Genomic DNA, 19201 nt, shown 5'->3' on the forward strand with positions numbered 1-19201 from the left:
CCCGAGGCACCGGTTCAGCCGAAGAACGCGGCGGCGTCGTCGTATCGGGTCTGCGGTACTCGTTTGAGCTGCTTGGTCGCCTCGGCCAGAGACACCAGGCCGATCTCCGTGCCCCGCAACGAGACCATCTTGCCGAAGTCGCCGGCGTGCGCCGCGTCGGTCGCGTTGACGCCGAACCGAGTCGCGAGCACACGGTCGTAGGGCGTGGGGGTTCCACCGCGCTGGACGTGCCCGAGCACGGTGGTGCGAACCTCCTTGTTGATGCGACGTTCGATCTCGACACCGAGCTGGTGAGCGACTCCGGTGAATCGAACGTGACCGAACTCGTCGATGCCGCCGTCGAGAAGCTTCATCGAGCCCTCCATCGGCTTGGCTCCCTCGGCGACGACGCAGATGAAATGTGAATCTCCACGCTGAAAACGCTTGCGCACCAAGGTGCATACTTCCTCGACGTCGAACGGCTGCTCCGGGATGAGCGTCATGTGCGAGCCCGACGCCAATCCGGCGTGCAGCGCAATCCACCCCGCGTGCCGACCCATCACCTCGACGAGCATCACCCGCTGATGGGATTCGGCGGTGCTGTGCAGACGGTCGATCGCGTCGGTAGCGATCGTCAGTGCCGTGTCGAAGCCGAACGTGACGTCGGTGCAATCGATGTCGTTGTCGATGGTCTTGGGCACCCCGACCACAGGCACTCCCTCTTCGGACAACCACGCGGCAGCGGTGAGGGTTCCTTCGCCACCGATCGGAATCAACACGTCGATGCCGTTGTCTTCGAGGGTCTGCTTGACCCGATCGAGTCCGGCACGCAACACATCCGGGTTGGTGCGCGCGGTGCCGAGCATCGTGCCACCCTTGGTGAGCAACCGGTCGTTCCGGTCGTCGTTGCGCAGTTGCACGCGGCGATCTTCGAGAAGGCCGCGCCATCCGTCCTGGAAGCCGACGACCGTGGAGCCGTACCGCGCGTCAGCGGTACGAACCACTGCGCGGATCACCGCATTGAGCCCTGGGCAATCGCCGCCTCCGGTCAGAACTCCGATGCGCATCGATTTTCGCCTCTCTGCTTACGGATCCGTGAAGTGGACCCGATGACGGTCGTCAGCCTAATGGGGCGTGGTGTGGTGCGCGCGTCGGTACCGCCCGCCGCTCACTTCGGCGTCACGACGCCGGTCTCGTAGGCCAGCACCACAGCCTGGGCACGATCGCGTAGGCCGAGCTTGGCCAAGACCTTGCCCACATGGGTTTTGACGGTCTGTTCGGCCAGGAACAGCGAGCCCGCGATCTCGGAATTGGACATGCCGGTGGCGATGAGTTCGAGCACCTCGCGTTCACGCGGAGTCAGATCGCTCAGACGCGGCGACGTGTGGCGGCGCGTTCCGCGGCGGGCGGTGACGTCCGCGATGAGCCGTCTGGTCACCGACGGTGCCAGCAGGGCATCGCCGGCGGCGACGACACGCACGCCTCGAATCAGCTCCTCGGCCGGCGCATCCTTGAGCAGAAAGCCGCTCGCGCCGAGCGCCAGCGCCTCGTAGACATAGTCGTCGATGTCGAATGTCGTCAGCATCAGGATGCGCACCGGCGACGGGAGGGAGGCGGACAGGATTGCTCGCGCGGCATCGAGACCGTTCATCTCCGGCATCCGAACGTCCATCAGCACCACATCGGGCAACAGGCGAGCTACCTCGCTTACCGCCGTCCTGCCGTTGTCGGCGTCCCCGATCACCGAGATGTCGGCCTGAGCGCCGAGAAGGGCACCGAACCCCTGCCGCACCATCGCCTGGTCGTCGGCGATGAACACCGTGGTAGCCACGCCCGTCAGCCTAGGCGAGTTCGTCCGCGACCGTCGATGCCGTCGAGGTCGGCATGCCGTTCGGAACGTGCACCGCGACCTCGAATCCGCCGTCCGGTAGGGCGGAAGCGTGCAGCCACCCGTGTGCTGCCCGCGCTCGGTCTCGCATGCCCGCTATCCCGTGCCCTCCGGTATCCGATCCAGCGGTAGGTCCACCGATCTTCGGTGACGGCGCATTGACCACGGTCATCACGACGGTGCTCGGCCCCACCGTGATCTCGACGGTCACGGCAGCCTCTGGGGCATGGCGCGCAGCATTGGACAACGACTCCTGGAGGATTCTGTAGAGCGCCAAACCTGTTGTGTCGGAGATCGATTCGATCGGTCCGGTGATGTTCCAGCGCACGTCCATCCCGGCCTTGCGGCTCGCGTGAAGGGCGCGTTCGAGATCGAGTGCGTTCGGTGCCGGTGCGTCCTGCCACGGCTGCCCATCACTGCGGAGTACGCCGAGCATTCCCCTGATCTCGTTGAGCGCCTCGCGCGCCGTGGCACCGATCGACGCGAATTCCAGCGCGGCGGCCTCGGATACGTCGTCGAGTCGATACGGCGCACTCTGCGCCTGCACGACCACCATCGACATGTGATGTGCAACGACGTCGTGCAGATCCCGAGCGATCTTCGCCTTCTCCTCGAGAACCGTGCGCCTGGTGCGCTCGAGTTCGCTGACCTCCTCCTGCTGGGCAAGTTGCCTGCGGGAGAGGACGAGCCAGCGGATCAACAGTCCGAACACGACGACCGCCGTGAGACCGACCGACCAACCGACTCCGTCCGAGCCCGGCATGTACGCGAAGAACACCAGCATGCTGGCCAACCAGGCCAGCAGCAGCACCGAAGGCGGAGACCGCAACGCGACGGCGAACAGCAGCGACAACAGGACGAGAATGTGCACTACCTGCCACGGATAGTCGTACCCCGGAGTGCGGTCGAACGCTACCGGAATGACCAGAGCGGACAGCGCCGACACCGCCCACCCCAACGCGGGATTGACTCGAATCAGCACGAACGGGAAGGCCGCGAGGGCGCCGACGATAGGCATCAACGGCCCCGAGACCTGATGGGTGACCGGCAGTGTCGGCCATGCGATCGAATACAGCACCGCACCGACGACAACGATCAGCGCGTCGACCGAACGGACGCCGGCAATTCGAGTCGGTATCCGACGCCTCGCCGCTCCGGGCTTCGATTCTCCTGATCTGTTCTTGCGCACGGACCGAGCCTAGGGAGTGTGGGCCGACGAGGACGTCATACCTGAGTATCAGTTCCGCACACACCTTAGGTATCGAACCGGCCGCACACCGAGACCGCCGGTCACTGCAGAACGAGACCTCGGCGCGATGCTCGTCGAGCATCTCGCTTCGTAGCGTCGAATGCCATGAACAGGAACACTTCTCGCATCGCGATGTGCATCGGCGCAGCCACGATAGCGGTGATTGCTACCACCGGTGCCGCGTCGTCCCCACCGTCCGCACCCGACAGGACATCGCCCGTCGCCGTAGCAGTGCACGCGCTCGTCGCCGAGTCGGCAGATGCGGCGACCCGAGCGATCCCCGCCGACTTCGCATCGGTGATGGGCTACCGACCGATAGTGCTCGACGCCATGGCAGAGAATCCTCACGGGGACTGTTCTTCGCCCGTGCCGCTGCCATCGGAATTCGAACCCTCCTGCAAGGCACACGATCTGGGCTACGACCTCTTACGGTATGCCGCTGCGACAGGCAAGACCGTGGACCCGCACTGGCGCCGAGCCATCGATGGTCAGCTGGAAAGCCGTCTGCACGCCGCCTGCATCGAGCGAACCGATGACGGATCCCGCCGGGCGTGCGACGCCGCCGCATCGGTGGCCGCGGCGGCCGTGGACATGAATTCGTGGCGGCAGTCGTTCGGCGCACCGGTGGCCGAACCCGCACTGCCGATCGCGCTGGGCGGCGCAGCCTTTGCCCTGATGACGCTTTCGGCTCTACTGACGGGCCGATACATGCGCACACGAGTATCGGTACCCGAGATCGGCGAACACGCATGATCGCCTCGATCACCGGATCCTCCGGGCGTATCGGCTCTGCTGGGACTGCTGTTGCACCGCCACTCTCGACGGAAATACGGCTGCCACGAATCGGGACCTCGATTGCGCTCACAGCTGCAGTGTCGATGTCGTCGGCTCCTGGGCTGCTCCCCCGTCCAGCCGTCACCCAGGCACTGTTGATCGGCGTATCGATGGCGATCGCGCTCGCCCTCGCATGGTCGGCCCGGCACGCTCTCGGCACGCGGCGACCCGCCGGCTTCGGCGCGCGGGCGTGGGCAGCGGGCACGGGAACGCTGATCTCGATCGGTGCGGTGTACTCGAATATTTTGTGGCAGAACACATTGCGAGCCGCGATGGCCACCCCTGCAGTGGACTGGCACTACGCCGTCGACGTCGTCGGTGGAGCGGCGTGCGTCGCTCTCACCCTGTGGGCAATCGGACTCGCCACCCGGAGAGCGTGCACTGCGCTCGGCGGTGTGCGATCGGTCGTTCTGATCGCTGTCGTCGGAGTGCTGTCGTACGTTGTTGCCGCGCCCGCGCTCTGGTCGGCAATGTCCAGTTCTTTCTCGGCTTCGAACTCGGTGATGGACGACACGGTGACCGCTCCGATTACGACAACGAGATCAGGTGGTCCCGACTCGCTCGTTCCGTGGGGCACGCTGGGCAGAGAAGGCAGAAAGTTCGTGTCCGGCGGTTTCGTCCCCGGTTCCGTACGAACGTACGTCGGCCTCGACTCGGCACCCTCGCTCGATCGACGCGTCGCGTTGGCCGTCGCGGACATGGAACGCGCGGGCGCTTTCGATCGCAGTGTGGTGGTCGTCGCGATACCGACCGGATCGGGCTGGGTGGACGAGAACGCGGTCACGGGTGCCGAAAGCAGATTCGGCGGGGATGTCGCGACCGTGGCCGTGCAGTACTCGAACAAGCCGAGCTGGGCGACGTTCATGTTCGCCGAGGACGATGCACGCAGCTCGGCCGAGGCAGTTGCACGCGCAGTCGCTGCGCGGGCAGCCACGACATCGTCACCGCCGCAGATCGTCGTGTACGGCCAGAGTCTGGGGGCGGTAGCGGGCAGCGACACCTATCTGTCTCTTCGTCGGACCGATCCGCTCGTCTGCGGAGCAGTGTGGGCAGGTCCACCCGCCGGAGCCGTGAACACCGACGGCGCAACGGTGCTCGCCAATTCCTCGGACCCCGTCGTCCGATGGTCTGCAGATCTGCTGTGGTCGGCTCCCGATCCAACGGCAACTCGTCACGATGCGCCGACGCCGATGTGGCTACCGCTCGTCAGCTTCGTCCAGACGTCCGTCGATCTGGCTGCGGCCCTCGACGTGGAGGCCGGTCACGGCCATCGATACGGAATCGACCAGGGCACCGACATGCCACTGTGCCGGTGACGACCGGCCTCGTGTCGCTGTGCCGGTGAGTCAGTCGAGCAGTCCCAATCGTTCTCCGAGCCAGTCCATCTCGTGTTCCAGGGCCGGAGCCCATACCTGCATCGAGTGTCCGCCGGGTAACTCGCTGTAGTGAACGTCGAGACCGGCAGCCGTAGCAGCCTCGAAGGCCCGCTCGGTCTGCGGCCGGAATTCTTCGTCGTCGGAACCGGCGACAAAGGCACCGGCCGAATCGGGAAAGCTGTTACGCGACAGTATGTTCAATGGCGTCGAGCGTTCGAATCGAGCCTCGTTCGCCGGAGTGTCCGCTCCGAATGCTGCGGCAACCGATTCGCTTCTCGTGCCGCGACGTTGCTCGTCCTCACCGGAGATATCCAGAAACGTCGGGTACACCGACGGTGCAGTCACCGCAAGCTGCAGGGCGCAGGTTCCTCCGTAGGAGTACCCGCCGACCGCCCATGCCCGTGGATCCGGGGACGCCCGGAAATTCGACCGAACCCATTGCGGCACATCGACAGAGAGGTAGGTCGCCGCATTTCCGAGGTCCGAGTCCATGCACATCGGATTGGCCTCGGTGTCACCGAGACCGTCGGCAACGACGACGATCGGGGCAGCACCCTCGTGACGGGCCGCGAAAGCGTCCATCGTCTGCATCAAGCGGCCACCCTCGATCCAGTCGACGACGTGACCGGGTTGGCCGGTGAGCAGCACCAGCACCGGCAGGTCGTCGGCACCGGCGTCGTACGAGGCCGGAAGGTAGATCGTCGCGGGCCGCGCGTCGAAGTGCGACACCGTGCCGGGCACCTCGAGATCGACCAGTCTGCCGTGGCCCTCGACCGGAACGACAGGTTGACGCCCCAGAGCGAGTGCCGCCGTCGGATACCGGGTGACGGTCAGATTGGTGAGCACGGCGGCTGCAACCAGTACCGCTGCCAGCAGACCGAGGGCACTCAGCGAACCGAACAACGGCCCGAGCCCCGAGCCGCGCCGAACCCGCACGACGACGGCACCGATCGTGGCCAGCGACAGTACCGCCGCCACCGTCAGTGCGACTGTCGGCACGGCACCGGAGAGCAGAGGTAGATGAGCCAGGTCTGCAGCCCACCGATGGAGCACCTCGTACTACCTCAGATCGCCGCGAGCGGCCTCGTAGGCGGCGCCGACACGGTAGAGACGTTCGTCCGCGAACGCTGGAGCCATGATCTGAAGTCCCACGGGCAGACCGTCCTCGGTGGCAAGACCCGACGGCACCGACATCGCGCAGTGGCCCGCGAGGTTCGTCGGCAGCGTGCACAGGTCGTTGAGGTACATCGCCATCGGATCGTCCACCTTCTCCCCCAACGGGAATGCCGTTGTCGGGGTCGTCGGTGACACCAGCACGTCGACCTTGTCGTAGGCGGCATCGAAGTCGCGTGCAATGAGGGTGCGCACCTTCAGTGCCGAACCGTAGTAGGCGTCGTAGTATCCGGCCGAGAGTGCGTACGTTCCGATCATGATGCGGCGCTTGACTTCCGGCCCGAACCCTTCGGCACGCGTGATGGCCATGACCTGCTCGGCGCTGTGCTTGCCGTCGTCACCGGCCCGCAAGCCGTATCGCATACCGTCGAACCGAGCGAGGTTGGACGACACCTCGGACGGCAGAATCAGGTAGTACGCGGCCAACGCGTGCACGAAATTGGGGCACGAGACCTCGACGACCTCGGCACCGAGTTCGGTGAGTGTGGTCACCGCGGCATCGAAGGACGAGATCACACCGGGCTGGTAACTGTCGGAATGCAATTCCTTGACGACCCCGACGCGAACGCCCGACAGGTCGCCGCGAGCACCCTCTCGTGCCGCTGCGACGACGGGCCGAACTGCCGTGTCGACGGACGTGGAGTCCCGCGGATCGTATCCGGCGATCACCTCGTGCAGCAGCGCGGTATCGAGCACCGTGCGCCCGCACGGACCACCCTGGTCGAGCGAGGACGCACAGGCGATCAAACCGTAGCGCGACACGCTGCCGTAGGTCGGCTTGGTTCCCACGGTGCCGGTCAGTGCGGCCGGCTGGCGAATGGATCCGCCGGTGTCGGTGCCGATGGCCAACGGTGCCTGGTACGAGGCGAGCGCCGCCGCGCTACCACCCCCCGAGCCACCGGGGATCCGGGTTGTGTCCCACGGGTTCTTGGTCGGCCCGTACGCGGAGTTCTCGGTCGACGAGCCCATCGCGAACTCGTCCATGTTGGTCTTGCCCAGCACCGGGATACCCGCTGCGCGCAGCTTCGAGGTCAATGTCGCGTCGTACGGCGAAACCCAGCCGTCGAGGATCTTCGAGCCGGCCGTCGTCGGCATGTCGGTCGTGGTGAACACGTCCTTGAGAGCCAACGGGACCCCGGCCAGAGCGGACGCGGGCGCACGACCTGCAGACAGTCCCGCGTCGACGTCGGTCGCCGCGGACAGTGCCTCGACCGATGCGACATGCAGGAATGCATGCAGGTCTCCATCGACCTCCGAGATCCGGTCGAGATGCGCCTGGGTCACCTCCACAGCGCTGATCTCGCGCGCGTGAATTCGGGTGGCGAGCTCGGATGCATCGAGCTTCGTCAGGTCGGTCATTCGCTCTCTCCCAGAATCTGCGGTACCGCGAAACGGCCCTCTTCCGCGTTCGGTGCGCCGGCGAGCGACTGCTCCGGCGTCAGTCCGGGAACGGTCGTGTCGGGGCGGGTCACGTTGACGATCTCGCTGGGGTTGGCCGTCGGCGGAACATCGTCGGTAGCCACCTCCGCCACGGCTTTGACGTGGTGGAGAATCGAATCCAGCTGACCGGCGAACTCGTCGAGTTCGGCGTCGCTGAGAGCCAAGCGCGACAGCCGGGCGAGGTGAGCGACCTCGTCGCGGGAGATGTCAGGCACCGCGTGGACCCCTTTCACACTGTAGGAGTGGAGCCGGACGAAACGACCCCATGTTTGTGCAGCGCGAACCGAACGGGTCCGCGAACGACGTCCAGCCTAGTGCGGAACGTCGCGCAGGCTTCACGCACTCCTCGTGGGCGCTCCGGGTGTCAGAATTGTCACTGCCCGCGTTGCGGGACGTGCCGAACAGGTCGAAGATGCAAGGATTGCTCGCGCCGGGGTGCACATGTTCCCTTTCCGCCCGTCAGCATCGATTCGCTGCGCGGAGGTGGCCGTAGTACGCCAGAAGTCGAAAGGGAGCGTGACATGTCCTACCTGCTCCGCGTTCAACTGCCGGACCGGCCGGGCAGTCTCGGATCGTTGGCCGTCGCGCTCGGTTCGGTCGGCGCAGACATCCTCTCCCTCGACGTCATCGAACGCGGTGACGGATACGCGGTCGACGATCTGGTGGTCGACGTCGCGCCCGGTTCCCTTCCCGACACGCTGATCACGGCCGCCGAGAACCTCGACGATGTCCGGGTCGATTCCATCCGGCCGTACACCGGAGTCCTCGACACCCACCGCGAACTGGAATTGATCGATCGCGTCGCCGCTGCATCCGACGACCGACTGCAGGTACTGGTCGATGGCGCCCCTCGGGTTCTACGAGTGGGGTGGAGCACCGTGGTGGCCACCAACGCACACGGCCCGTTCCGCCTGGTGGGTAGCTCCGGAGCACCCGAGACCCACGCCGCAGAGCTGCCGTGGTTCCCGTTGGCGGCTCCCGCTGCGCTGGACGCAGATGCAGAATGGGTTCCGCAGGTGTGGCGAGACATGGATACCCAGATCGCCGCCGCCCCGCTCGGAAACACCGGCACCGTACTCATGCTGGGAAGGCCGGGTGGGCCGGAGTTCAGACCGTCGGAGGTTGCCCGGCTCGGTTACCTCGCCGGCATCGTGGCCACCGTACTGACCTGACGCTGTCGCATCACGTCAGTCGTCCGATGCAGGTTCGGTATCGGCGGGAGCCACCGCCTGGGGTCCCTCGGTCAACAACCGTGTGAACCCCGACTCGTCCAGTACCGGTACGCCGAGCTCGATCGCCTTGTCGTGCTTGGATCCCGGAGACTCGCCGACGACGACGAACGCAGTTTTCTTCGACACCGAACCCGCCGCCTTCCCGCCGCGGAGCAGGATCGCCTCTTTGGCCTCGTCACGTGAGTAGGAGGTCAGCGATCCGGTGACGACGATCGACAGCCCTTCGAGATTTCGCTCTATGGAGGCATCGCGCTCGTCTTCCATCCGCACGCCTGCGGCCCGCCATTTGTCGACGATGGCTCGATGCCAGTCGACGTCGAACCATTCCGAGACAGCGGCCGCGATGGTGCCACCCACCCCGTCGACCGCAGACAGTTCCTCTACGGACGCCGCCTCGATACGTTCGAGACTGCCGAACTCTCCGGCCAACGCGCGGGCTGCCGACGGCCCCACGTGCCGGATGGACAGGCTGACCAGAACGCGCCAGAGCGGCTGGTTCCTCGCTACGGCCAAGTTGTCGAGCAGCTTGCGACCGGTCGCCGAGAGCGCTCCCGATTTGGTGCGGAAGATCGCCGTCTTCATCAGGTCCGTCTCGGTGAGCGAGAACAGATCGCCCTCGTCCTCGATGGCACCGGTGGTCAACAGGTCGGATGCGGCCTCGTACCCGAGTCCCTCGATGTCGAATCGCTGCCGCTCGGCCACGAAGAACACCCGCTCGCGCCGCTGCGCCGGACAGAACTGCGAGTTGGGGCAGCGCAGGTCTGCGTCACCCTCCTTGGCCGGAGCAAGTGGCGTCGAACACTCCGGGCATTCGGTGGGCATGACGAATTCGGTCTCGTCACCGGTCCTGGCGTCGACGACAGGGCCGAGAACCTCAGGAATGACCTCTCCCGCCTTGCGGATGGTCACCGTATCGCCGATCAACACGCCCTTGCGCTTGACCTCGGAGGCGTTGTGCAGAGTTGCCAACGACACCGTCGAGCCGGCTACGAGAACCGGAGTCATGTACGCGAACGGGGTCACTCGGCCCGTCCTGCCCACGCTGACACGGATGTCGAGCAGAGTCGTGGTGACTTCCTCGGGTGGGTACTTGTAGGCGATGGCCCACCTCGGTGCTCGAGACGTCGTTCCCAAGCGCCGATGCAGCGACATCTCGTCGATCTTGACCACGAGCCCGTCGATTTCGTGTTCGACGTCGTGTCGGTGCTGGTCCCAGTAGACGACCTTCTCGACGACCTCGTCGATCCCCCGCACGCGCGTCGTGTGCGTGGAGATCGGCAGGCCCCACGCGCGGAGTGCCTCGTAGGCGTGCCACTGCGAATCGGGGGTGAAGCCCACCATGCGCCCGAACCCGTGGCAGATCATTCCCAGGCGTCGCTTGGAGGTGACGGCAGGATTCTTCTGTCGCAGCGATCCTGCCGCGGAGTTTCGCGGATTGGCGAACGGGGGCTTGCCCTCCTCCACGAGGGAGGCGTTGAGAGCCTGGAAATCCTCGAGGCGGAAGAAGACCTCCCCACGCACTTCCAGCACCTCCGGCACCGGGTACTCCGCACTGCCCGTCAGGGTGTCCGGAATGTCGTCGATAGTGCGTGCGTTGAGGGTCACATCCTCGCCCGTACGTCCGTCGCCGCGGGTGGCACCACGAACCAGAGTGCCGTTCTCGTACACCAGATTCAGCGCGACGCCGTCGATCTTGACCTCACACAGGTAGTGCAGATCCGGCCCGGCCTCGGTCTCGACTCGTTTGGCCCAGGCACGAAGCTCGTCGTGGTCGAACACGTTGTCCAGGCTCAGCATTCGTTCCAGATGGTCCACGGCGGTGAATTCCGTCGCGAAGCCGCCTCCGACGAGTTGGGTCGGCGAGTCCGCGGTCCGTAGATCCGGGTGTGCATCTTCCAGATCGTTGAGCTCACGCAGCAGAGCATCGAATTCACCGTCGGACACGATGGGTGAATCTCGAACGTAATAGCGGAACTGGTGGCCGCGCACTTCCTCGGCAAGCGTCTGCCATCGCTCGCGATCGGCAGAGGACGCGGCATCGAGTTCTACACCGACGGTCCCTGCGCTGTCGTCGGTTCCTGCGGGTAGTTCGGTCGGCTCGGGCACGTCTCGAAGATTATCCGACCCCACCGACAGCGACCCATCGGCCGACACCGTGCCACTAGCGACCCATGAGACCCAGCAGCAGCGTCGCGGCCACGAGCGCCACCGCGCAGATACCGGCGGTCAGTGCGAAACCCGTCACGAAGGAGTCGGAGTAGATGCCGCCGAGCACGGAGGCCATCACAGACAACAACACTCCGGCAGGCAGTCCCCGTCGTTGGGCATCCGATAGCCGATACATCGGACGATCATCGCAGAGGTCTCGGGCGAGCACACCGGCGCACCGCGCTACGGGCACAGTGCGGACTCAGATCTCGTCGATCACCAGACTGTTGCCGCCGGACTGCTTGGACCGGTACATCGCGGCGTCCGCCGTGCGTGCCGCTCTACCGACCACCGACGTACCCACGTCCCACAGGGCCGAGTCCTCCCGCAGCAGAGCCATGCCGACGCTCACGGTGACGGGGATGTCGTCCCGGTGGTCGCAGAGCACCCGAACGATGTCGAAGCCGAGATCGACCATCACCTTCGCGTCACCGACCAGGGCGACGAGGAATTCTTCGCCGCCGGTTCGGGCGAGGACTCCCCCCTGGTGCCGAACCAGGCGACGCAGTCGGTCGGCGACTCGAACGATCACGTCGTCGCCGCGGCTGTGTCCGAATCGGTCGTTGACGGACTTGAACTTGTCGATGTCGACGACCATGAACGCCATCGACATATCCCGATAGTTGGCCTGCTGCCACAGGTCCAACAGTTCGCTGTCGATGCCTCGCCGGTTGTACACCCCGGTCAGTGGATCGAGGACCGAACGCTTGGCGTCGTTGGACAGCGTCGTCCACGCCACCTGAGCGAACACCGGCACTCCCACGGTCGCCAGGAGCAGCACAACGGTGGCGGTCGCGACAGCGGGCCCGTCGATGTAGTCCACATCGTCGTTCATCACCGTCACGAAAGTGCGGATACCGAAGCCGACGATGAACGTGGCGGTCCACACCAAGTGCGCCACCAGCAGGCGTGGACTCAGGAAGTAGGTGCACAGTGCGCCCGTGATGGCGAACAGAACTGTTCCGATGAGTGAGGCGATGGGGTCGTACAGAATCAATACCGAGGTCGTGAGAATGTCGCCGAAGGCGAGAAAGCCGATGAACCACGTCTTTCCAGGGATCGGCCCGAGCACACACCGAGCGGCGACGGCAACCTGGATCACGAGCACCAGCGCGACCCAACCGATCGCAGTCGTTCCGCGAGGCCCCAGGTCACTGAAGAGCATCAGGATCGAGGTCAGCGCGTACATCATCGTTGCCGTGCCGAAGACGACCCGAATGATTCCGGTCAGCGGGCGGGTCGATCTGTGGTTGAGAATCCACTCGAAATCGTGCGGCGCTCGATACCAGTCGGAGGTGGCAGCAGCGAGTTTGGCCAACACACCTCGACGGTGTCGGCCGGAACGCCGGAGGGAGGCAACCTCATCGAAGTCGCGACCGCCTGATGCCATGTTCCGAACTCCCACCGATTCGATAGACCCCCGACGGCCATGTGAATAGTGTCACACCTGTTCGACGTCCCAATACTCGTGGGGCGCGAGGTGGCGGAGTCAGCGCCCGGTCACTCGAAGCGACTGTGCGATCTCACAACGAATCGGGCGAGTCGGCGAATGCGGCGGCCACATCGCGGGCGAGTCCTGTTGCGCGACGGGCCCACTCCGGCGTGCTGCCGGCCAGACCGCAACTGGGCGTCACCGAAATCTGTGATGCGAGCACAGAACGATCGAACCCGAGGCGGTCGATCAAGGTCACACCCGGCTCCGCGAGTTCCCGCCAACCCGTGGGCCGCTCGGGGGCCACCGCTGGAATCAAGCCGAGCATCAGCGTCTTTCCCGTCTGCAGCAACTCGCCGATCCCGTCGAAGTCGGTGCGGCGCAGTCCGGTCGCGTCCACGGCAACCGCAGCCGCTCGCGAGCGACGAAGCAGATCGAAAGGGACATCGGAGTCGCAGCAATGCACCACGACCGGGAGCGCAATGGTCTCCATCAGCGAGTCGAGCAGTTCGAGTGCATCGGGTTCGGGAACCGAACGCACGGTATCGAGCCCGGTGATCCCGGTCAGGCTGCCGGCCAGAACGGCTGCGAGACTGGGTTCGTCGAGCTGGACCACGACGTCGACGCCGAGCCGACGCGCCACCTCCGCGCAGTGCACCCGAAGCCCCTCACCGAGGGCTTCGGTGAAATGCCGGACGGCTCCGCGGTCGGTCAAAGCCCGATGCCCGTGCCGAAGTTCGACATTGGCTGCCATGGTGAACGGTCCCGCGGCCTGAACCTTGATCGTGCGGCCGCTGCCGCGAAGCCCCGAGACCTCCCACAGTTCCTCGAGCACATCGAGGTCCTCGGCGAGAAAATCGCCGGCCCGACGACCGGCAAGCATCGGACGGGGTACGACCCGATATCCGGACGTGCGCACGTCGAGTTCGACGTCCACCATGATGGCTCCGGTGCGCCCGATCGTGTCCGCACCCAGTCCGCGTGCCGGGAGCTCGACGATGTGCGGTAACTCGTCGAACTCACCGAGGACGATTGCGGCAGCCTCACGGATGTCGGTACCCGGCCAGGAACCGATACCGGTTGCAAGTCCTGCGAAATCGCTCGCGGTCACTCGCGCTCGGATCGAGTGCCCGAGATGGTCGAGCTGCCGATGACGATGTCTCCGTGAATGTCCTTGCGGTACAACACCGCTGCCTGCCCCTTGGCAACTCCGGTGAGTGGAGCGCGCAACTGGATCTCCACCCCGTCGCCGACTGCCTCGGCGACGGCGTCGGTCAGCCCGCCGTGCGCGCGAACCTGGACGATGCACTCGATGGGACCGGTCGGGGCGACGCCTTCGGTCCACACCGCACGGTCTCCGCTGATGGCCCAGACATCGAGCTTCTGCGCGGAACCGACCATGACGGTGCCGCTGTCGGGCTCGATCGAGGTGACATAGCGCGGGCGGCCGTCGGCGGCAGGCCCTTCGACTCCGAGTCCCTTGCGTTGTCCGATGGTGAAACCGTGCACACCGTCGTGGTCGGCCAGTTCGACTCCGGTGTCGGAGTCGACGACCTTGCCCGGGCGCACTCCGATGTGTGCGCCGAGGAAGGCGCGGGTGTCCCCCGAGGGGATGAAGCAGATGTCGTGGCTGTCCGGCTTGTCCGCAACGGCCAGCCCGCGCTCGGCTGCCTCCTCGCGGATCTCGGACTTGGGAGTGTCGCCGATGGGGAACATCGCACGCGAGAGTTGGCCCTGGTTGAGCACGGCCAAGACGTAGGACTGGTCCTTGTCCGCGTCCACGGCCCGGCGTAGCACTCCGTCGTGCAGCTGGGCATAGTGTCCGGTGGCCACGGCGTCGAAGCCCAGTGCAAGAGCCCGGTCCGCCAGCGCGGAGAACTTGATCTTCTCGTTGCACCGCAGGCAGGGGTTGGGAGTTTCGCCCGCTGCGTACGACGCCACGAAGTCGTCGATGACGTCCTCTTTGAATCGGTCGGCGAAATCCCAGACGTAGAAGGGTATTCCGAGTACGTCGGCGGCTCGGCGAGCGTCACCGGCGTCCTCTTTCGAGCAGCAGCCGCGCGAACCCGTGCGAAGCGCACCGGGAGCGGTCGACAGGGCCAGGTGAACGCCGACGACATCGTGGCCTTCGTCCACGGCACGAGCCGCGGCCACCGCCGAGTCGACTCCTCCGCTCATAGCAGCCAGAACACGCATCAGCGATTTCCTCCTCGAGCTCCGACGCCGGCCAATCCGGCGGCACGAGCACGTTCGACGACCTGCGGCAGCGCCGCAAGCACAGTGGTGACGTCTTCATCGGACGATCCGGTCCCCAGGGAGAACCGCAACGATCCACGGGCCACGCCAGGATCGAGGCCGAGCGCGATCAGTACGTGGCTGGCACTGGCCACGCCCGCAGTACAAGCGGAGCCCGTCGAGCATTCTATTCCTGCGGCGTCGAGCAGCATCAACAGCGAATCGCCCTCACAGCCGGGAAACGTGAAATGAACGTTTCCTGCCAACCGGTCGTCACCCTCGGGACCATTGAGGATGACGTCGGGAACTGTGTCTCGAATTCCGGCGATCAACCGATCACGCAATGCACTCAGTTCGGCACGGTGCCGTGACGCATTCTGGGTGGTCGACCGCAGCGCAGCTGCCATGGCGACGACGCCTGCGGTATCCGGAGTGCCCGAACGCACGTCTCGCTCGTGGCCACCGCCGTGGAACAACGGAACACACGAAACCTGACGACCGAGCAGGAGTGCGCCGACGCCCTGGGGTCCACCGAACTTGTGCGCGGCGATGCTCAGCGCAGACAGACCGCTGTCCGCGAAACTCACGGGCAGATGCGGGACAGCTTGGATCGCGTCACTGTGCATCGGGACGCCGTATTCGGCGGCGACGGCTGCCAGCTCGGTGATCGGCATGACGGTACCGATCTCGTTGTTCGCCCACATCACGGTGACGAGGGCAGTCTCGTCCGCGTGCAGGGCCAGTTCCGCTCTCAATACCTCGGGAGTCACCCGGCCGTCGGTGTCGACCGGGAGCCACGTGACAACCGCGCCGTCGTGGGCGACCAGCCATTCCACGGCGTCGAGTACGGCATGGTGTTCGACCGAGCTCGCGATGATTCTGGTCAACGTGGGGTCGGAGTCACGGCGCGCGGCAAAGATGCCCTTCACGGCGAGGTTGTCGCTTTCGGTGCCACCGGAGGTGAAGATCACCTCGGACGGGCGCGCGCCGAGGTCCGCGGCTATCGACTCGCGAGATTCCTCCACCCGACGCCGGGCCGATCGGCCGGAGGTGTGCAGCGAGGACGCGTTTCCGACGGTGGTGAACACAGAGTTCATCGCCTCGATCGCACTCGGCAACATCGGGGTCGTTGCTGCGTGATCGAGGTACACCGGTGGCCGAGACGGGACGGTAGCAGTCGTACTGCGCACAGAAGGCATAACAGGCTAGACGATACCCGCTGCCCGGAGCGCGGACCTACCTGCGCAAGGCGGGTCCGCACTCACGTCGGTCGACGCTTCGGTCAGGCTGCCGCAACCGTCGGCGCACTCGGGCGGCGCTCGGCTTCGGCCACGACCTCGCGCACTGTGACCTGGTGCACTGTGGGGTCGTACACGTCGTCGCGACGAATTGCCACCTCACAGCGGCGAGCGAGGTCGCGCCGGTCGCTGCCGGGTGCCTCCGGTGCCGTGAACTCCACTTCCGCCCGCAGTCCTCGAAGTCGGAAGATCCGGCCGATGGAGGCGCCGATGGTTTCGTCTCCGACGAAGCAGGTCGCCGTGGTCTGCTCTCCGGTTCGGTCGAGGTACCGCAACCGGATCGGCTGCACCCAGGTCTCGGAATCGATGGCCGCCTGCAACAACGCCGGGCGCAGCGAGCCGTAGGCGCGCCCACACCAGGTGGTGGCCTCGGGGAAAACGACGACCGATCCACCTGCTCGGACTCGTTCGGCCACCTGCTCGACGACACCGGGCAGCTGATGCAGGCGGGCTCGATCGATGGGGAGCACCTTCATGGCCCGCGCCAGCCGTCCGAGCACCGGCCAGTCGACCAAGTCGGCGCGCGCAACGAAGGTCGAGGGCCGGACAGCGGTGAGCACAACGACATCGGTCCAGGAGATGTGCCCGGAGACATGCAGAGCTCCCCCGGATGTTCGAGATCGTTCCCGTTCCGAGCGGGCATCGAGGACTGTGAGGTCGATGCCGATCGCCAGCAACAGCATCCGAGAGCCGAGACGCGTCAGCGAACGACGAACCCGAGGAAAGGGCACGCCGAGTACGACCAACACCGGCAGCAATCCGAACGCAGTCAGTGCCAGCACGACGCGCAGGACGAGAACGATCCGTCTCACCGTCGGCGGGTTCTTCGGTAGACAACCGTCACCGCACGGCGACGACGGCATCCACGCATGAGCGTGCACGATCGGCTGCGTCACCGGGCACCCGACTCGAATGTCGTTGCAGCCGAACGCAACCGATCGAGGTAGCGGGTGTTGGCCTCGTGCAGCCCGAGCAGCGCGACGAAATCCGCCACACCGAAGTCGGGGTCGTGTGCAGGCTCACCACAGATGGAGGCCCCGAGTCGGAGGTATCCGTTCATCAACGGCGGCATGGACGTTCGCTTCGCAGGTGCGATGTCGACCAGGTCGACTCCGTCGACGACGACCGGAGCGTAGGGCCGGACCCGTCGATCGGGCGTCGTTGCATGCTTGTCCAACAAGCGATCTCGAACGCTTCGGACATTGGCCCCGAGAGGTTCACCCGGTGCGGATTGCATGGGAACCGACACGCAGCCCATCACCCATTCGTACCCCGTCACATCGAGGTAGTGCAGTATTCCCGCCCACATCAGGCCGAGAACCGATCCGGATCGATGGTCGGGATGCACTGCGGCTCTGCCCATTTCGACGATGTTCATACCGACGGGATCGAGCGCGGAGATATCGAATTCGGTTGCCGTGTAGTAGCCGCCTGCGGCCACCGCAGCCGGTGGCGGCAACATGCGGTAGCAGCCGACGAACGTGTCGGTCCACTGGTCACGGACGAGGAGGTGGTCACAGAATTCGTCGAACCGATCGGCGTCGAGGCCGTCGGGGTCGGTGGGAACAGCAAATCCCGGCTCGGACGCGAACACGTCGTAGCGCAAACGCTGCGCCGCGAGTCGGTGCTCCGGGTCGGTGGACAACACGAGTGAATAGCGGTCGGTGGCCGGGACGATCGATGCAGTCGAGCTCATGACGGAAGTGGTCATGAGGTGTGTCTAACGAGCCAGGAAGACTACCGAGCGTCGACAGGGGAACGTGTCGGAAGAGTTTGCATGAACAAGGTTGCCCCGACTCACCGGAGAAGGCCCCCACCGTCGACGCGGTGAGGGCCTTCTCGCAGAACAGCGACTGTCGCTATCCCTTGTGCTTCTTGACTGCGTCCGTCAGCTGCGGCGCGACGTTGAACAGGTCCCCGACGATGCCGTAGTCGGCGATCTCGAAGATGGGAGCCTCTTCGTCCTTGTTCACTGCGACGATGGTCTTCGAGGTCTGCATTCCGGCCCGGTGCTGGATGGCTCCGGAAATGCCGAGTGCAACGTACAGCTGCGGGGAGACGGTCTTACCCGTCTGGCCCACCTGGAACTGGCCGGGGTAGTAGCCGGAGTCGACGGCGGCGCGCGAGGCACCGACTGCGGCACCGAGTGAATCGGCGAGCTCCTCGACGACCGAGAACTTGTCGGCGCTGCCGACGCCACGTCCACCGGAGACGACGACCGTCGCCTCGGTGAGCTCTGGACGGTCGCCGCCCACGATCGGGTCACGCGAGGTGACCTTGACGGTGCCGTCTTCCTGCGCCGGGACCTCGACGGTTTCGCGAGTTCCTGCTCCGGCCTTCGGCTCGGCCTCGACTGCGCCGGGACGCAGTGAGATGACCGGAACGTCGCCGTTGGCCTTGGCCTCGACGGTGAACGCGCCGCCGAAGATCGAGTAGACGGCACTGCCGTCGTCGTTCAGCGACACGACGTCGTTGTGGTAGCCCGAGCCCAGGCGCGCTGCGAGCCGTCCCGCAACTTCCTTGCCCTCGATCGTGGCCGCGGTGATGATCGCCGCAGGCGAGACCGACTCCGCGAGTGCCGACAGCACGTCGACCTTCGGCGTGACCAGGAATCCGTCGATGTCGTCGGACTCGGCGGCGTAGATCTTCTCGGCACCGGCTTCGGCCAGCGCATCGGCGACCTTGTCGGTGGTGCCGACCGGGCCGGTGACGACCGCGGACGGCTCACCCAGTGCGCGAGCGGCGGTGATCAGCTCGGAGCTGACCTTCTTCAGTGTTCCCTCGACGTGCTCCACGAGCACGAGTACTTCTGCCATGACTTGCTCCTCGTTTGTCTTCGATTGCTCGGTGGGGCGGG

At 65.6% G+C, this 19201-nt stretch carries 18 protein-coding genes; 3 read left to right on the top strand and 15 right to left on the bottom strand.

Annotation, left to right across the window (positions count from 1 at the left end; translation table 11 throughout):
- Positions 1-14: 14 nt before the first annotated feature.
- The 3 genes from BH93_RS16085 to BH93_RS16095 all read right to left on the bottom strand — a co-directional run bounded on the left by BH93_RS16085 (position 15) and on the right by BH93_RS16095 (position 3056).
- Positions 15-1046, bottom strand: coding sequence for an ATP-dependent 6-phosphofructokinase (locus tag BH93_RS16085; protein WP_032376991.1), 1032 nt, complete (start codon positions 1044-1046; stop codon positions 15-17).
- A gap of 101 nt (positions 1047-1147) precedes the next feature.
- Complete coding sequence (locus BH93_RS16090; protein ID WP_037174076.1) at positions 1148-1810, bottom strand: response regulator; 663 nt, start codon at positions 1808-1810, stop codon at positions 1148-1150.
- Between the two features lie 10 nt (positions 1811-1820).
- Positions 1821-3056: a sensor histidine kinase gene (locus BH93_RS16095; RefSeq protein ID WP_371832068.1), complete on the bottom strand. Its 1236-nt coding sequence runs from the start codon at positions 3054-3056 to the stop codon at positions 1821-1823.
- Between the two features lie 165 nt (positions 3057-3221).
- On the opposite strand from BH93_RS16095, the gene BH93_RS16100 reads away from it, so the two are divergent.
- The gene (locus tag BH93_RS16100; RefSeq protein ID WP_155290950.1) at positions 3222-3869 is read left to right on the top strand and encodes a hypothetical protein; all 648 of its coding nucleotides are present in this window, start codon (positions 3222-3224) and stop codon (positions 3867-3869) included.
- Positions 3866-5266: an alpha/beta-hydrolase family protein gene (locus BH93_RS16105; protein ID WP_052065115.1), complete on the top strand. Its 1401-nt coding sequence runs from the start codon at positions 3866-3868 to the stop codon at positions 5264-5266. Before BH93_RS16100 ends, BH93_RS16105 begins: the two co-directional genes overlap by 4 nt.
- A gap of 30 nt (positions 5267-5296) precedes the next feature.
- On the opposite strand, the gene BH93_RS16110 is transcribed toward BH93_RS16105, so the two are convergent.
- From BH93_RS16110 to gatC, 3 genes are read right to left on the bottom strand one after another with little or no spacing between them, the layout of a single operon-like run.
- Positions 5297-6379 (bottom strand): alpha/beta hydrolase, encoded by a 1083-nt coding sequence (locus BH93_RS16110; protein WP_052065116.1) that lies wholly within the window; start codon positions 6377-6379, stop codon positions 5297-5299.
- 6 nt (positions 6380-6385) lie between these two features.
- Positions 6386-7858: an Asp-tRNA(Asn)/Glu-tRNA(Gln) amidotransferase subunit GatA gene (gene gatA / locus BH93_RS16115; RefSeq protein WP_037174077.1), complete on the bottom strand. Its 1473-nt coding sequence runs from the start codon at positions 7856-7858 to the stop codon at positions 6386-6388.
- Positions 7855-8154: an Asp-tRNA(Asn)/Glu-tRNA(Gln) amidotransferase subunit GatC gene (gene gatC, locus BH93_RS16120; protein WP_032378172.1), complete on the bottom strand. Its 300-nt coding sequence runs from the start codon at positions 8152-8154 to the stop codon at positions 7855-7857. The genes gatA and gatC overlap by 4 nt, the downstream gene beginning before the upstream one ends.
- A 306-nt stretch (positions 8155-8460) precedes the next feature.
- Here gatC and BH93_RS16125 point away from each other — a divergent pair, with 306 nt between their 5' ends.
- Positions 8461-9111, top strand: a complete 651-nt coding sequence (locus tag BH93_RS16125; RefSeq protein ID WP_032376988.1) for an amino acid-binding protein — start codon at positions 8461-8463, stop codon at positions 9109-9111.
- A gap of 15 nt (positions 9112-9126) precedes the next feature.
- Here BH93_RS16125 and ligA read toward each other — a convergent pair whose 3' ends face one another.
- From ligA to BH93_RS16170, 9 genes are all read right to left on the bottom strand, one after another.
- Complete coding sequence (gene ligA, locus BH93_RS16130; RefSeq protein ID WP_242459239.1) at positions 9127-11160, bottom strand: NAD-dependent DNA ligase LigA; 2034 nt, start codon at positions 11158-11160, stop codon at positions 9127-9129.
- 172 nt (positions 11161-11332) lie between these two features.
- Positions 11333-11515 carry a hypothetical protein gene (locus BH93_RS16135; protein WP_032378171.1) on the bottom strand — a complete coding sequence of 61 codons (183 nt, stop codon included), beginning with the start codon at positions 11513-11515 and terminating at the stop codon, positions 11333-11335.
- Positions 11516-11581: 66 nt separating this feature from the next.
- Positions 11582-12769, bottom strand: coding sequence for a GGDEF domain-containing protein (locus tag BH93_RS16140; protein WP_052065118.1), 1188 nt, complete (start codon positions 12767-12769; stop codon positions 11582-11584).
- Between the two features lie 133 nt (positions 12770-12902).
- Positions 12903-13922, bottom strand: a complete 1020-nt coding sequence (locus tag BH93_RS16145; protein WP_037174081.1) for a methionine synthase — start codon at positions 13920-13922, stop codon at positions 12903-12905.
- Positions 13919-15007, bottom strand: coding sequence for a tRNA 2-thiouridine(34) synthase MnmA (gene mnmA / locus BH93_RS16150; RefSeq protein WP_032376985.1), 1089 nt, complete (start codon positions 15005-15007; stop codon positions 13919-13921). The genes BH93_RS16145 and mnmA overlap by 4 nt, the downstream gene beginning before the upstream one ends.
- Positions 15007-16245: a cysteine desulfurase family protein gene (locus BH93_RS16155; protein ID WP_052065119.1), complete on the bottom strand. Its 1239-nt coding sequence runs from the start codon at positions 16243-16245 to the stop codon at positions 15007-15009. The genes mnmA and BH93_RS16155 overlap by 1 nt, the downstream gene beginning before the upstream one ends.
- A gap of 83 nt (positions 16246-16328) precedes the next feature.
- Positions 16329-17240 (bottom strand): lysophospholipid acyltransferase family protein, encoded by a 912-nt coding sequence (locus tag BH93_RS16160; protein WP_242458990.1) that lies wholly within the window; start codon positions 17238-17240, stop codon positions 16329-16331.
- The gene (locus BH93_RS16165) at positions 17237-18055 is read right to left on the bottom strand and encodes a GNAT family N-acetyltransferase (protein WP_032403138.1); all 819 of its coding nucleotides are present in this window, start codon (positions 18053-18055) and stop codon (positions 17237-17239) included. Before BH93_RS16165 ends, BH93_RS16160 begins: the two co-directional genes overlap by 4 nt.
- Positions 18056-18203: 148 nt before the next feature.
- Positions 18204-19160 (bottom strand): electron transfer flavoprotein subunit alpha/FixB family protein, encoded by a 957-nt coding sequence (locus tag BH93_RS16170; protein WP_037174086.1) that lies wholly within the window; start codon positions 19158-19160, stop codon positions 18204-18206.
- Positions 19161-19201: the final 41 nt, after the last annotated feature.

It is taken from the genome of Rhodococcoides fascians A25f (assembly GCF_000760935.2).
Classification (GTDB): Bacteria; Actinomycetota; Actinomycetes; order Mycobacteriales; family Mycobacteriaceae; genus Rhodococcoides.